17 protein-coding genes are annotated in these 13,953 nt (G+C 34.8%); all 17 read right to left on the reverse strand.

What is annotated here, in order from left to right:
- Nucleotides 1–16 precede the first annotated feature (16 nt).
- Nucleotides 17–625: a metallophosphoesterase gene (locus PEPE_RS05945; RefSeq protein ID WP_011673560.1), complete on the reverse strand. Its 609-nt coding sequence runs from the start codon at nt 623–625 to the stop codon at nt 17–19.
- Nucleotides 622–1,986 carry an amino acid permease gene (locus PEPE_RS05950; RefSeq protein ID WP_011673561.1) on the reverse strand — a complete coding sequence of 455 codons (1,365 nt, stop codon included), beginning with the start codon at nt 1,984–1,986 and terminating at the stop codon, nt 622–624. Before PEPE_RS05950 ends, PEPE_RS05945 begins: the two co-directional genes overlap by 4 nt.
- 91 nt (nt 1,987–2,077) lie before the next feature.
- Nucleotides 2,078–3,082, reverse strand: a complete 1,005-nt coding sequence (locus tag PEPE_RS05955; RefSeq protein ID WP_011673562.1) for a class I SAM-dependent methyltransferase — start codon at nt 3,080–3,082, stop codon at nt 2,078–2,080.
- Between the two features lie 17 nt (nt 3,083–3,099).
- Nucleotides 3,100–3,378 carry a hypothetical protein gene (locus PEPE_RS05960; protein WP_036673347.1) on the reverse strand — a complete coding sequence of 93 codons (279 nt, stop codon included), beginning with the start codon at nt 3,376–3,378 and terminating at the stop codon, nt 3,100–3,102.
- A 4-nt stretch (nt 3,379–3,382) separates the two neighbouring features.
- The gene (locus tag PEPE_RS05965; protein ID WP_011673564.1) at nt 3,383–3,817 is read right to left on the reverse strand and encodes a competence type IV pilus minor pilin ComGF; all 435 of its coding nucleotides are present in this window, start codon (nt 3,815–3,817) and stop codon (nt 3,383–3,385) included.
- Between the two features lie 143 nt (nt 3,818–3,960).
- Nucleotides 3,961–4,440, reverse strand: coding sequence for a type II secretion system protein (locus PEPE_RS05975; protein WP_229564061.1), 480 nt, complete (start codon nt 4,438–4,440; stop codon nt 3,961–3,963).
- The gene (comGC, locus tag PEPE_RS05980) at nt 4,400–4,705 is read right to left on the reverse strand and encodes a competence type IV pilus major pilin ComGC (protein WP_002834551.1); all 306 of its coding nucleotides are present in this window, start codon (nt 4,703–4,705) and stop codon (nt 4,400–4,402) included. The genes PEPE_RS05975 and comGC overlap by 41 nt, the downstream gene beginning before the upstream one ends.
- Entirely contained in the window at nt 4,702–5,736 is a 1,035-nt protein-coding gene (gene comGB / locus PEPE_RS05985; protein WP_233418263.1) for a competence type IV pilus assembly protein ComGB, read from the reverse strand. Before comGB ends, comGC begins: the two co-directional genes overlap by 4 nt.
- A complete protein-coding gene (gene comGA, locus PEPE_RS05990) occupies nt 5,690–6,652 on the reverse strand; it encodes a competence type IV pilus ATPase ComGA (protein WP_011673568.1) in 963 nt (320 codons plus the stop codon). Before comGA ends, comGB begins: the two co-directional genes overlap by 47 nt.
- Nucleotides 6,653–6,770: 118 nt before the next feature.
- The gene (rbsK, locus tag PEPE_RS05995; RefSeq protein WP_002834357.1) at nt 6,771–7,682 is read right to left on the reverse strand and encodes a ribokinase; all 912 of its coding nucleotides are present in this window, start codon (nt 7,680–7,682) and stop codon (nt 6,771–6,773) included.
- 110 nt (nt 7,683–7,792) lie between these two features.
- The gene (locus PEPE_RS06000; RefSeq protein WP_002834358.1) at nt 7,793–8,530 is read right to left on the reverse strand and encodes a YebC/PmpR family DNA-binding transcriptional regulator; all 738 of its coding nucleotides are present in this window, start codon (nt 8,528–8,530) and stop codon (nt 7,793–7,795) included.
- A 102-nt stretch (nt 8,531–8,632) separates the two neighbouring features.
- Nucleotides 8,633–9,031, reverse strand: coding sequence for a hypothetical protein (locus PEPE_RS06005; RefSeq protein ID WP_002834359.1), 399 nt, complete (start codon nt 9,029–9,031; stop codon nt 8,633–8,635).
- Nucleotides 9,024–9,353 carry a hypothetical protein gene (locus tag PEPE_RS06010; RefSeq protein WP_002834360.1) on the reverse strand — a complete coding sequence of 110 codons (330 nt, stop codon included), beginning with the start codon at nt 9,351–9,353 and terminating at the stop codon, nt 9,024–9,026. Before PEPE_RS06010 ends, PEPE_RS06005 begins: the two co-directional genes overlap by 8 nt.
- Entirely contained in the window at nt 9,346–10,635 is a 1,290-nt protein-coding gene (locus PEPE_RS06015; protein WP_002834361.1) for a Y-family DNA polymerase, read from the reverse strand. Before PEPE_RS06015 ends, PEPE_RS06010 begins: the two co-directional genes overlap by 8 nt.
- Nucleotides 10,636–11,109: 474 nt before the next feature.
- Nucleotides 11,110–11,667: an elongation factor P gene (gene efp / locus PEPE_RS06020; protein ID WP_002834362.1), complete on the reverse strand. Its 558-nt coding sequence runs from the start codon at nt 11,665–11,667 to the stop codon at nt 11,110–11,112.
- A gap of 237 nt (nt 11,668–11,904) precedes the next feature.
- Nucleotides 11,905–12,462, reverse strand: a complete 558-nt coding sequence (locus PEPE_RS06025; protein ID WP_011673569.1) for a cysteine hydrolase family protein — start codon at nt 12,460–12,462, stop codon at nt 11,905–11,907.
- A 28-nt stretch (nt 12,463–12,490) separates the two neighbouring features.
- On the reverse strand, nt 12,491–13,789 hold the full coding sequence (gene purB / locus PEPE_RS06030) for an adenylosuccinate lyase (protein WP_011673570.1): 1,299 nt from the start codon (nt 13,787–13,789) through the stop codon (nt 12,491–12,493).
- Nucleotides 13,790–13,953: the final 164 nt, after the last annotated feature.

The following is a 13,953-nucleotide window of genomic DNA, read 5'->3' on the forward strand; positions in this document are numbered from 1 at the left end:
GAAGAAAGGTCAACGCCTACTTCCTTTTTTGAAAATCAATTTTCTTACCATTGATGATTTGTTCTATGTCAGATTCTGAAAATGGCGCTCCAAATGGAATCGCATAATCTAAATAATCTTTTTCAGGAGTATCCACACCCACATTAATATTTTCCTTAATATTTACGCTGTAATGGTGGATATGACCATGTAAATTAATTACCTGTTTTACAATTCCTAACATTATCGGATAATGACTCATTATTAATTGGCGATGATTCATCTTAATGATAGTACCCACATCATGAAATTGAAATTTAGATTGTCCATTTAACAAATAATTATTAGCTTGAAGATATTTGAATAAACTTCGTGCGTCATGGTTCCCTTTAATTAAAACAATGTGACCATTTAAAGAATTCAATAATCTGAATATTTGTTCGTTAGCCCTTTTTTCAGGTCTCACAAAATTCAAAGCCACATCCCCTAAGTGATACACCGTATCCCGATCGGTCACTCGATCATTCCAATTTTTAATGATTGCTGCATGCATATCTTCGATATTGTCAAAATCGCGTGGAGCAAAGTCTTTATCTTTTAACAATTCTTTATGAAAAAAGTGTGTATCCGAGGTGAAAAATTTCAATCCATTAGCTCCCCTTTTCCCTTAATTTTCGCTACCGTAAACATTACACCGAACCAAATTAATGATCCAATTAAAGCAATCGCTGTTTCCTTTTGCAATAATAATACAACGCCCACGAAACTTAGGAAAGTTAATACAATATAATTACTAATTGGGAAAAATGGCATACTGAATTCTTTTTTAGCCTGCTTTTGACCTTTTTTATATTTCAAATGAGCTAAGACAATCGTTCCCCAGATAAACAAGAAACAGGTTGTCGCAATACTAGAAATTAGTGTAAATACTCCTTCTGGCATCAAGATATTTAAAATGACTGCTACTGCAATCACTAGCGATGATAACAAAATCGCATTTTTGGGCACTTGACTTTTAGACAAGGTACCTAGTCGTTTACCTAGTTTGTTTGAACTTCCATAGGTTAATGAGAATAGCATTCGTCCAGTTGTGAACAGTGAACTATTACATGCTGAAGCCGCTGCCGTTAGGACCACAAAGTTAATGATTCCACCTGCTCCTGGGATACCGATATTCTTAAAGACTTGTACAAAAGGGCTTCCATTGGGATTAATTTCATTCCAAGGATAGATTGCCATTAAGAAAAATAGCGCGCCAACATAAAAGATACCAATTCGCACTGGTATTTCATTAATAGCCTTAGGGATTACACTTTTAGGATCTCTAGTCTCAGCGGCTGTCATCCCTACCATCTCAATACCAACAAATGCGAATAAAACCATTTGAAAAGAAAGGATAAAGCCTTTCAATCCTTGCGGAAAAATACCGCCAAAATGTATTAAATTAGTAAGGTCGGCATGTCCTACGTTTGTTTTAGAGTGTAAAAGTACCATAATAAAACCAATGGCAATCAAAGCCACTATTGCAATAATTTTAATAATTGAAAACCAAAATTCAGTCTCTCCAAAAGCCTCAACCGTGATCAAGTTTAGCCCGATTAATAAAATAAGGATAATAAATCCTGGAATCCATTGTGGCACACTTGGAAACCAATACCTAACGTACATTCCGGTTGCCGTAATCTCAGCCATTGCAATCGTTATCCAGCAAACCCAATACGTCCATCCCGTGACAAATCCTACTTTTTTTCCTAAATATTTAGTTACAAAAGTTACAAATGAAGTTGATTCTAAATCTGATAACAGTAGTTCACCTAACGCTCGCATGAGCCAAAAACAAACCAATCCAGTTACAATATATGCTAATAGAATTGACGGTCCTGCTAAATGAATAGAACTTCCTGCCCCAAGGAAAAGCCCCGTTCCAATCGTTCCTCCAATCGCAATTAACTGAACGTGCCTGCTCTTTAAATTCCGAGCCAGCTCATTATTACCATTTTCTTCCATAATCAATTCCCCCCAGAAATGTTTCAAAAATTAAAAAATCATTAGACTTTTAATAGTCTAATGATACATAAAACTTTTTAATTAGTAAAACCTAAAATAAGTTCTTTTGAGCCCATTTCTTAAAATCTTGTAAGAAATCAAGCATTTTTTCTTGATTATTGAATTCTGGGAATTCTCCTAATAAAACTTGTTCTGCCTGTTTAGCACTAGCTCCAACCTTTTGCAAAATGAGAATTGACTTCTGCGCCTGTTCATCTTTAAACATTTTGGTAGGCAGATTCAAAATTGCTTGCAAATAAACTTTTTCGTGGAAAAATGATAATAATTTTTTAGCCTCTTGAGTTTGAAATAAATTACTTGGAACTAGGAAAACCCCATACCCTCCCGGTCGGATAGTCTTCATTGATTGCTCAATTAATAAATGGTGTACAAAAGAATGTCCCTCCTTGCTTCTCGTTTCAAAGCCCTTAGTCCGTTCGTCAATAGGATAATAGCCAACCGGCAAATCAGATACCGCAATATCAACATTCTTTACAAATAAATCATCAATACTGTCTTGATGGAAGAGCTCCACCTCTAGTCTTTCAAAAGTAAATGACATGCTAGCAATCGAAAGCATCGTATCATCATTATCTACACCAATTCCTTTAAAATTAATTCGTTTAGTTTGAAAATAATTTAAAATTGTTGATAGTAGATTACCTGTACCTACAGCGGGATCAAAAATTGTTAATTGATTTGAATCAACTTTTAAATTTTCAATAATGTAGTTAAAAAGCATTCCAACTGCTTCCGGTGTAAATTGATGATTTGCTTGAATTCGTTCTTCTTTGTTAGCACGAATCATAACCAATTGGATAGCTTTTCGTAATTCTTCCGGGCTATAATCATTGTACTTAAAACCTTCATATATTTTTTTTAATTCGCCAATAATTGCTTCGCTAGGCTTCCCGTCTTCAACATGAATTTGACCAGAAATTAGATTGTCACCTGTTTCAATAAATGCATCTAGAAAATCAACGTCCAATTCCTCTTTTAAAATTTCAATTGATTTCTCGAATGTTTTATAAATCTTTTTAATAGTTTCTGTATTCATTTATAAACTCCTCTTCACTAATAGCCACTTTCATTAAATTCAACCTTTACAGTATTACCTTTTAGGACTTTTATAGTCAAGTTATTATCATCATTTATTTTAACAGTTCCATATTTCGGATCATCTAAAAACCTTATTTTTTGTTTTCTATTCTCTAACACAAACTTATTTGCTAGAATCTTAGTCTTGGTTATTTGTTGTTCATCTTTTAACCTCAGTATTACTTGCCGCGCTTGCTCACCAATCAAGAGACTAATTCCAGATAAAAAAGATAAAACAAATAACGCCGTAATCATTGCACTACCGCTTTTTTTGAGGCGGGATATATACATATGAGATACTCTTCTTTCCATTTGAAACTAATTTAATTTGGATTAAATTTCTTTCTTTTTTAAAAAATACGTGTTGCACACCCAAAACTAGTGGCATATGTCCAGGTGTATATCTCAACATATCATGATTGACATAACTTCCTAGATAATAACGTTTCTCTTCAGTTTTGGAATATAGAGTTAATTGGTCACTTCTAACTTCAACCAATTCAAAAGCATGCTTTGGTGACTCCAAGTCTTGGACCACCTCTGTAATCTTCATATTAAAATTTTGTTGAGCCTTATTTTGAGCACTTTTAATTAAAAGTACTGCTAAATTAACAATTAAAAACATTATCATCATTGCTAATACAGCTTCCATTAATGTAAAACCACTCTTTTTATAACTTTTGTCTAATTTCATTTAATATTGTCCGCTCATAACTTAGTTCAATCTGTTCTCTATTTATTTTATCGTTCCACATATGCCATGAATTCAATATAACTGTGCCAAAGCCTCCTAATAAAAATAAACTAACGATTCCTTCGTATAACAGTGTTCCTTGTTTATTTTTCGGTAATTTCATAAACTCCCCAACCCATTTGTGCTGATAACTTATATTTAATTTTTCCATTGGATTCTAGCATCACATTGATTGGTGTGACCGTTCCATTTTTGCCAATATTAATGGTTCGATCATAAACCGGCTCCAATCCTTCAGGTAACTCCAGATGTTTTGAAATTTTATGACCATTCCGATAACACAAAAAAATTACCTCATGCAAATTCTTCTGAAAAGTTACCGTAGCTTTGTATCCATCATAAGCTGTTAGACGTTGTGTATCCTTCCAACTCATTTCAAATCTTCTAAAAAATATTTTTTCATTATTGGCGCTCTGAGCTCCTTTAAAACCACCATAACCCATTAAGATCGTTCCACTTGTTATTAAGAGAACGATCATCGTCTCTAATAGTGAAAATGCTTTTTTCAAATAACAGCTAACTTTAGCTTCCGACTGCATGTCCATCATTAATCTTAATGCCATTTCGATTAGCCTGTTGAACTTGTTTATCAGATAAGTAACCTTTGTCCTGTAATTCATCTAAGGACTTAGGCAACTCGTTGTATTCATTTTCGTACAAATCTACTTGAGTTTGAACCACTTGCGTCATCGCATCCCCTTGGATATGTCTAGCATTTTTCTTTTGACTAGTGACATTGGGTAGAATAATTAAAATTAATAATGAAATAATAAATAAGACGATGGTCATTTCAATCAAAGTAAAACCTTTTTTTATTTTCGCTTTCATTTTGACACTTCCTTCATTGAGTTATACATTGGCATTAAAAGATTCATGTACATCAAAACAATGACAATTCCGATTATGCCAAACAAGATTGGCTGGACAATTAAAATCATTCGTTCAATTTTTTGAATCAAAGTTTTGTATTTAATCATTGATAATGCATGCACTTCTTTTGATAATGTTTCTTTTTTACTCCCTTTACGCAGCAATAAGTCTAGCTCAATTGGTAAATAAACCGATTTCTTTATTACCGAACTAATATCTTGACCACTAGCCATGCTTTTTTCGACCCGTCGGCCAATTTGATGAAGTAAAGACTGGGAATCTAAAAGGGTTAAATACTTACAAACACTTCCCATTGACATACCGCTACTAATAAAAAATGATAAATTTGCTGTTAAGTAGTAATGACAATATGTTTGATACAACTGGCCAAAGATTGGTATTCTACATAGTAAAGCGACTTGATTAGCCATACTTTTCTTTTTAAATTTTAACCATAAATATAATATTCCTACTATAATTCCAAATAACATACCAATTATTACCAATTTAATCACTTGACTTTGAACACTTGCTGTCCCCGTATTCCAATTAGCCAGTTCAGGCATAATATAAATTCGCATCCCTAGCATCATTATTCCCAAGAATGCCATTAAAAAAACGGGATATTGAATTAACGACTTTAACTTCTTACGTTGCTGACTTTGACTAGTAAAAATTTTAGCGATGGTTTCCAAGGTTTGCTCTAATCCGCCGTGTTGATCGGCAATTTCTAATTGATAATAGATATTAGTACTTACATACGGACCAAAAGCTGTTGAAAATGATTTACCACGCTGCAACTGATTAATCACCTTTTCCATGGGTTTAGCAATCGCTGGACGCATAATTCGAACAAGTTCCACACTCTTGCGAATCGAAACGCCCATTTTCATTAAATCAACCATAGTTGAAAAAATAAACGCTTGATCATTTAATTGGATTCTATCCGTATTGGAAATCTTCAAATACTTCTTTAGTAATTTGGCCACTTTCCTTCCACTCCTCTAGTCGTTCTCTCCACTTCTTCTTTGTTCCTTTCAGGGCCGGATGGAATGATTTAATTTCTGCCATAATTTTTAAATCACCAACCTTAGCAGGAATCATTCTTTGATAGATAACTGCCGTTAAGGCTTCTTTTAAGTGCTCTTCTCGTACACCTAATTCAACAATTCGATTCCATACCCCTTGGGTACTTTTAGAGTGAACGGTGGTTAAAACTAAATGACCACTTAACGCAGCTTGAATCGCAATTTCTGCAGTTTTACCATCTCGGATTTCGCCAATAATAAAAACATCTGGTCGATTCCTTAAACCATTTTTCAGTAATTCTTGATACGACATCCCCGATTTTTCATTAACTTGCAGTTGCAAAAAATTATGTTCGCGAATTTCTACCGGATCTTCAATTGACATTACCATCTTGGTTTCACTTAATTTACGAGCTACTTCGTAAATCAACGTTGTTTTTCCGGAGCCCATTGGACCTGAAAAAACCATTAATCCCCGAAGCTTAGTTGCTAGTTGGATTTTTTCCATACTTTCGCTATCCAAAATATGTTCATCTTGCTTTAGTACATATATAAAACGAATTACCATCGAAGGTCGATCCAAAAAATCGCCCACCGTAGATATTCGTAAATTAACTAATTCTCCCTGGCGGTTTAACCAAGTCATCGCCCCACTTTGTGGCCTTCGTCGCTCACTGATCCCCATATCAGCCCGATATTTGATATACATCATAATTTGTTCTGCTTCATCTCTATCAATCAGGGCAGACTTTCGGTACCCTCCCGCATCTCGATATAATAATTGATATTTATCAAATCGCGGCATAATGAATAAATCACTATCCCGATTGACAAGACACTCTTGGATGATTTGATTTAGCTTACTGGTTATATTCATCTCACGTCCTCCTCACCGTATATATACTCAAAAACAGAACATTTATTTTTTAATTAGCTAAATTTAGACAACAAAAAAACATGAACCATTCAGGTTCATGTTTTTTTGTTATGACTATTTATTTTAGAACTTCTTTGCGTGTTGGAATTGATGGTTGGGCACCCATCTTTTGAACAGCCAGCGAGGAAGCTTTATTGCCATACATAATGGCTTCTTTTAAGTTACTTAAATCTGGCTTCAATTCCGAACTAAAAGATCCTAGGAACGTATCTCCAGCTGCTGTTGTATCAATCGCATGCACTTTAAACGCCGGAACAATGCCGCTCACGTCGCCATCATCATAATAAACCCCTTTACTACCTAGGGTAATAATGACCGTCTGGACTCCCATTTTATGTAATCTTTGAGCTGCTTCTTTCATTGAAGCATCGTCCACAACCGTAACGCCTGTTAAAATTTCAGCTTCAGTTTCATTGGGCGTGATAACATCCGTCAATTGAATTAATTCCTTAGGTAAATTTTTAACTGCAGGAGCAGGATTTAAAATTGTTTTGATTCCAGCTTGTTTAGCAATTTCGAAGGCATATTTAGTTGTTTCAAGTGGAGTTTCCAATTGAGCAACGATAAAATCAGCTTGTTGAATTTTTTCAGCTGCCTTATTGACATCATCCTCATTTAACTCAGCATTAGAGCCTCCATAAATTAAAATTCGATTTTCACCGGTATTTTCGAGCATTACAAAAGCTTGACCTGTATCCGCTACTTTGGAGGTTGCCACATATTCCGTTGAAACCCCGCTATCAAGTAATTGTTTAAGCATAAATTGCCCATTCGCATCGGTTCCGACTTTACCAATAAAACTAGTTTCTGCACCTGAACGAGCCGCTGCAATTGCTTGATTGGCTCCTTTTCCACCACCGGCCATTTGCTTATCTTTTAAAGCCAATGTTTCCCCTGGTTCTGGAAACCGTCCAACTTGTAAAATTGTATCCACATTTAGACTGCCAAGAACGACCACTTTATTACTCATTACGCCACCTCAGTTATATGTTATATAAGTAAATTTTATCATACTAAATTTTCAAATTCTTGATTAAATAAAAAAAGCAAGAACTTAATTGTCCTTGCCTTTAATAATTATTATTCAGCGTCTTCAGGTAATGTAGCTGCTTCATAAACTTCTGAAACATCATCATTATCTTCAAGTTCATCAATTAAACCTGTATATTGTTTAACTTTATCTTCTGGAACCATTGTTTCGTTTTCAGGAATCATGGTTAATTCAGCATTAGCCAATGTGTATCCCTTTGCTTCAAGAGCATCACGAACAGCAGCAAATTCCTTAGGATCAGTATAGATTTCAAATACCTCTTCTGATGTTTGTACATCGTCTGCACCTGCATCAATTGCATCTTCCATCATATCATCTTCATTTTTATCAAGGTCTTCACGACTAATAACAATGTAACCCTTACGATCAAACATGTAAGAAACTGAACCTGAAGCCCCTAGTGAACCACCATGGTGAGTGAATGCTGAACGAACAGCAGCTGCAGTACGATTCTTGTTATCTGTAAGAGCTGACACGATAATAGCTGTACCAGCTGGTCCATATCCTTCATAAGTAATTTCTTCGTAGTTAGCACCACCTGCGCCACTACCCTTATCAACGGCACGTTTGATGTTGTCTTTTGGCATGTTGGCTGCGCGTGCCTTATCCATCATTAAACGTAATTGAGGGTTAGAAGAAGGGTCCGGACCCCCAGCTTTAACTGCAACATAAATCTCACGAGAGATTCGTTGGAAAATTTTACCACGCTTTGCATCTTGGGCGTTTTTACGACCTTGAATATTATGCCACTTTGAATGTCCTGACATACCCGAACTCCTTCTTTCATTTCAATTTTTTATCTGTTCATAGACGTTTAATATATTACGTATTATAGTGGGGTTTGTCAATGCTTACATTCAATCCTCACCTTACCCTTTTCCATTGTTCGCTAACCTAATCGAACGCATCATCGAAATGCTAACAAACTTTCCATCACCTAAATATACAGAATCTTCATTAAATCCTTTAATACGCGATTTTATTGCATTTTCAAAGAGTAAATCACGGTTACATTCATTTAATTGAATTTCAACTAATAGTTGCTCTTCATATGCCCGAGCAACTTTTAATCTGATTTCACCTTGTTTCATTCTTGGTGGAATTTTTTGCTCATAAAATATTTTGTTATCATTTCTCTTACGTTTAATTGCTACAGTATGATCTGAAAGAAAAAAGCCTTGCCACTTTATCATTCCTCGATCAATATACACATTATCAAAAAAGTTTTGAACTACTTGAGGATCATATTGATTATTTTTATTATTCATCTCTACGCCTCTTTTTTTGAATAACTTTTTGACTAGTAGGCCAAAGTTGATTTTCAAATTGAATAAATTTTATAGTAAACTTCCAGCGTTGCTGAAGCCCGCGTACAATCTCTTCTAGATCTATCAATGTATATTTTTCAAGCGTATGAATTGGAATAGAACGTTCCCTTTGCCCTCGTCGTTGTTCACTAAAAAAAATATTATAAGAATGATCATAGATATCATTAACAATTACAATCCAAAATTGAGTGTTAAATTTTGAAACATTAAACAGTGTTTCAATTCGCTGGTTAATTAAAGTTAATTCTTGTTGCTTATTCATAAGCATTCCCCCCATTATGTCCACCTACTAGGCTGGCCCGCTGGATTGCAGTACCACCTTTAGTTAAGCTACGTGCGTAAACTAAAGCGGTAAAGCCATATTCAGCTCTAATCTGGTCAACCAGTTGATCAGTTTGATGTTTGGAAATCCTCGGAAACGGTTCGAATAGATTCAATTGTTCACCAATCTGATAGCTCAATTTAGCAGTAAAGATAGCTATATTACGAACAGGTTGCCCTTTCCAGTACTTTTGGAAAATTTCCTTAGCATATTTAAAAATTTCTACATTACTATTAGTCGGAATAACCTTCAATGACTGGCTAAACCCACTATTTATCGTAGACTGGTAACTAAATCCAATACTTAACGTTAGCTCACCACATTGTTGACACCGATGTCGTAACCGTGCAGCTACCTGCTCACTAATCTCTTTAATTACAGTTTCAATTTCACATTGCTGCTGATAATTTCTAGGTAACACTTGGGAATTACCCACACTATTTTCTTTAGGTTTTACCCTTTCACTTAGAATCGTTCGATCAATGCCCCACGCTGTTGCAAACAATTGAGTTCCAATTATTCCAAACTCTTGTTTTAAAAAATATGGATTACTATGTGCTAACTCATTCATATTGTTAATACCCAGTTTTTGCAAACGCTCGGTCGTCCGTCTTCCAATTCCCCACACATCTGTCAACTTAGGAATCATCCATACTTTTTGGGCTACTGTATTGTATGTAATTGTGCCAATCAAATCATTGGATTTTTTAGCGAAATTATCCAATGCTAGTTTAGCTTGCAATGGATTTTCACCGACACCGATTGTTGTGTATAAGCCTAACTGCCTACGTACTTTATGTTGAATTTTTTTAGCAACTTCTTCAGGAGTTTCTCCAAAAAGTTTCCAGGTTTTAGTAATATCTAAAATTGATTCATCAATGGAATATGGATATAAATCTTCTTCTGCCACATACTGTTTAAATATTTCGTTAATTTGAAGATTACGCTTAATATATAGATTCATTCGTGGTGGGACCATTATAATTCTTGGATCACACGGTAAATCCCTTTGTCGCGAGACGTTAGCTTTCAATCCAAAAAGTTTTTTGGCCATCGGTGATGTGGCTAAAATTAGTCCACCATTGGTATTTTCCTGCTCAGAAATTACTACCATAACAACTTTTAATGGATTTAGCCCGCGCATAACTGCTTCAACGCTGGCATAAAAAGATTTATTATCAATCATTAAAAAAACACCCTTGGGTTCTTTATCATAATTCATTAAATCTGCCTCCGCTCTCAATTATACGAACATATGTTCTTTTTGACAAGAAAAAAATAAAAAACGCTTCTTAAAAATAGAAACGTTTCTTATTAACGAGGGGGCGACTATCCCGATTAAAAGATAGTAGAATATATTAAGTTTTGGGACAATGTAATATTATTGAGCTATTGCTAGCTTTTGAGTTAGACTCATTGATTTTGGGGGTCAATAAGTATTTTATATTCTAGCTTCGCCACTTAGTGCTCGTTTTCTTGATTGTAAAATCATTTTATAACTGCCCTTAAACGTAGTTTTTGCTAACTACAAATTTATCCTAACATACCCGCTGATGATATGCGATGCTTATTTCTAAATCGGGTAAAATATCTATTATTCCTTTTTACAGTTAGGCTCCAAGAGAATCATTCATCTATCAAAAAAGCCGATAAAAAAAGGATTAATAGTATTCCTACTATCAATCCTTTTAGACAATTACGCGCGTTTTGTGTAAGTTCCTTTTTCAGTATTAATTACTAGAACTTCGCCTTCTTGGATAAAGTCTGGAACATTAACTACTAATCCAGTTTCCATTGTAGCTGGTTTACCTGAACCAGTAACTGTAGCTCCTTTAATTGATGGTGCGGTTTCAACAACTTTTAATTCAACCGTTGTTGGTAAATCAACCCCAATTACTTCATTACCATAAAAACTAATTTTAACCATTGTATTTTCCAAAAGATATTTTAATTCACTTTCAATACTTGATACTGGTAATTCATATTGTTCGTATGTTTCAGTATCCATGAAAACAGCCATATCATCTTGACGATAAAGATATTGAGCTTCTTTAGTATCAAGAATAGCTTGTTCAACTTTCTCAGTTGGACGCATAGTTGTTTGAACAGTTGAACCTGCTCGTACATCATATAACTTCATTTGCATTACTGTGTTACCTTTACCAGGTTTATGATGGTTAGTTTCTACAACCTTAATCAATTTACCATCCTTAATGAACGTCATGCCTGCTTTTAAATTAATTGCTTCTACCATATTTAAAATCCCCTTTTATTTAATAATTTCTATAATTTTTGATTTTTCAATTCCCAGACTAGTTAGGTGGGATTGAAAAAATACTACTAATTATTTTTAACGTAAAGTTCATTATTAACTCCGCTTTAATTCGACTTAATACTTCATTCTATCATAAATTAGGCTGATTTTTGACTACCACATAAAAAGGAACCCCTGAAAAAATAATTTTCTCAGCGGTTCCCATTTATATTAATCCTATTCAACCTGAGCACCTAGTGCATTCTTAAAATGTTCTAGTGCCCATTCTTGACCATGTTCTGTAAAGGTTGCCACACCTTTTTCATTAATAATAATTCGATAGCCTAAATTATATGCATCAACGGCAGTATGAAGGATACAAATATCCGTACATACCCCCACTAGCCGTACTGTATCAATTTTACGAGCTCTTAGTTGCATATCTAGGTCCGTTCCAGTAAAAGCACTATAACGAGTTTTATCAAGGATTTTAACTCGTTGATTAGCTTTATTTAAATCGTACCAATCCTGCAACTGCCCGTAAAAATCACGTCCCCATGTTCCTTTGAGATTGTGTGCAGGAAATAACTTAGTTTCTGGATGATATGGATCGCCTTCTACATGTACATCAGTTGGCAAAAACACCCAACCGTCTTCACGTAGCTCTTGGTTCGCCAACTTGATAATCTCTGATTCAATCTTTTGTCCAACTACTCCTGTAGTTAACGCACCATTCGATGCCACAAAATCATTCGTATAATCAATTACAAGTAACGCTTCATTTGATTTTTTCATCAAAATTCCTCATCCCTTTTAATCTAAATTATGCTTCGATACCACACCGTTGGTAGATTGCATCAACGTTTTTAAGATGGTATTGATAGTTAAAAATAGCTCGAATTTCTTCATCATCAAGAATTGACTTAATTTTATCATTTTCAAGTAGTAAATCCATAAAATGTTGCCCAGTATTCCATACCATCATAGCGATTGGCTGAACTGTATCGTAGGCTTCCTCGCGGGTCCAACCTTTATCAATCAATTTCAACATAACTTGTTGAGAAAAAATCAATCCATGAGTCATTTCAAGGTCTTTTTGAACTTCATCTTCATTAACTACCAAGTTATTTAAAATCCGATTCATTCGTGTAAGAATGTAGTCAACTAAAGCTGTTGAATCTGGTAAAATTACACGTTCAGCAGACGAATGAGAAATGTCTCGTTCATGCCATAAATTCATATTTTCAAACGCTGTTATCATTTCTCCACGAACAACTCGACTTAGTCCTGAAACATTTTCAGAACCAATAGGATTACGTTTATGAGGCATCGCTGATGAACCTTTTTGTCCTTTAGCAAATCCTTCTCGCATTTCATTGACTTCTGTACGCTGTAAATGTCTAATTTCAGTTGCAATTTCTTCAATTTGGGAGGCGATTAAGGCCAAAACACTCAAATATTCTGTGTGTAAATCACGTGGGAGGATTTGAGTCGAAATTTCTTGATGCCCAATTCCAAGCATTTGGCAAACCCATTCTTCAATTTGAGGAGTAATGTTAGCAAAAGTCCCCACTGCCCCACTAATCTTGCCAACTTCGATGTTTTTACGGGCATGATTAAAACGTTCAATATTACGATTAATTTCTGAATACCAGCGTAAAAATTTTAATCCAATTGTAGTTGGTTCGGCATGAATTCCATGAGTCCGTCCAACGGCAATTAAATCTTTATATTTGATTGATAGTTCTTTCAAGGTTGTTTTTAGTGTTTCTAAATCTGCCGAAATAATTTCATTAGCAGCTTTGAGTCGAAGCGACTGCGCTGTATCGACAACGTCTGTACTGGTTAATCCGTAATGAATCCATTTTCGCTCTTCGCCTAAAGATTCGGAAACGGACCTAGTAAAGGCAATTACATCGTGATGCGTTTGACTTTCAAGCTCATCAATTCGATCTAAATCAAACTTAGCTTTCTTTTCGATTAGTTCGAGATCTTGATCAGGAACCTTTCCATCCTTATTCCAAGCTTTAACAACGGCTATTTCAACGTCAAGCCAACTTTGAAATTGGGACTGGCGGTTCCAAATTTTTTGCATTTCGGGTCTTGCATAACGATCAATCATTTGATTACTCCTTTGAATTAAAAATATTTACCTCTCCATTTTACCAAAATCTTCAGTATTAATAAACACGAACCATTAAAAGAATTACCTTTTGTATAATTCGGTTTATCCCTTTTATTTTTTTGGTAAACTGTGTTATCATCTTTAGAGTTGTGTATTGATAA

Origin of the sequence: Pediococcus pentosaceus ATCC 25745 (assembly GCF_000014505.1) — a bacterium.
Taxonomy (GTDB): Bacteria; Bacillota; Bacilli; order Lactobacillales; family Lactobacillaceae; genus Pediococcus; species Pediococcus pentosaceus.

Coding starts and splice junctions, on each gene's coding strand:
- PEPE_RS06005 (WP_002834359.1), bottom strand. CDS start 9,031: ATGAATAATAAAAATAATCAATATGATCCTCAAGTAGTTCAAAACTTT.
- PEPE_RS06010 (WP_002834360.1), bottom strand. CDS start 9,353: ATGAATAAGCAACAAGAATTAACTTTAATTAACCAGCGAATTGAAACA.
- comGC (WP_002834551.1), bottom strand. CDS start 4,705: ATGAAAGCGAAAATAAAAAAAGGTTTTACTTTGATTGAAATGACCATC.
- PEPE_RS05960 (WP_036673347.1), bottom strand. CDS start 3,378: ATGATTACGGCGTTATTTGTTTTATCTTTTTTATCTGGAATTAGTCTC.
- comGA (WP_011673568.1), bottom strand. CDS start 6,652: ATGAATATAACCAGTAAGCTAAATCAAATCATCCAAGAGTGTCTTGTC.
- PEPE_RS06000 (WP_002834358.1), bottom strand. CDS start 8,530: ATGTCAGGACATTCAAAGTGGCATAATATTCAAGGTCGTAAAAACGCC.
- PEPE_RS05965 (WP_011673564.1), bottom strand. CDS start 3,817: ATGAAATTAGACAAAAGTTATAAAAAGAGTGGTTTTACATTAATGGAA.
- PEPE_RS06025 (WP_011673569.1), bottom strand. CDS start 12,462: ATGAAAAAATCAAATGAAGCGTTACTTGTAATTGATTATACGAATGAT.
- PEPE_RS05950 (WP_011673561.1), bottom strand. CDS start 1,986: ATGGAAGAAAATGGTAATAATGAGCTGGCTCGGAATTTAAAGAGCAGG.
- rbsK (WP_002834357.1), bottom strand. CDS start 7,682: ATGAGTAATAAAGTGGTCGTTCTTGGCAGTCTAAATGTGGATACAATT.
- PEPE_RS05975 (WP_229564061.1), bottom strand. CDS start 4,440: ATGGCATTAAGATTAATGATGGACATGCAGTCGGAAGCTAAAGTTAGC.
- purB (WP_011673570.1), bottom strand. CDS start 13,789: ATGATTGATCGTTATGCAAGACCCGAAATGCAAAAAATTTGGAACCGC.
- efp (WP_002834362.1), bottom strand. CDS start 11,667: ATGGTAGAAGCAATTAATTTAAAAGCAGGCATGACGTTCATTAAGGAT.
- PEPE_RS05955 (WP_011673562.1), bottom strand. CDS start 3,082: ATGAATACAGAAACTATTAAAAAGATTTATAAAACATTCGAGAAATCA.
- PEPE_RS06015 (WP_002834361.1), bottom strand. CDS start 10,635: ATGAATTATGATAAAGAACCCAAGGGTGTTTTTTTAATGATTGATAAT.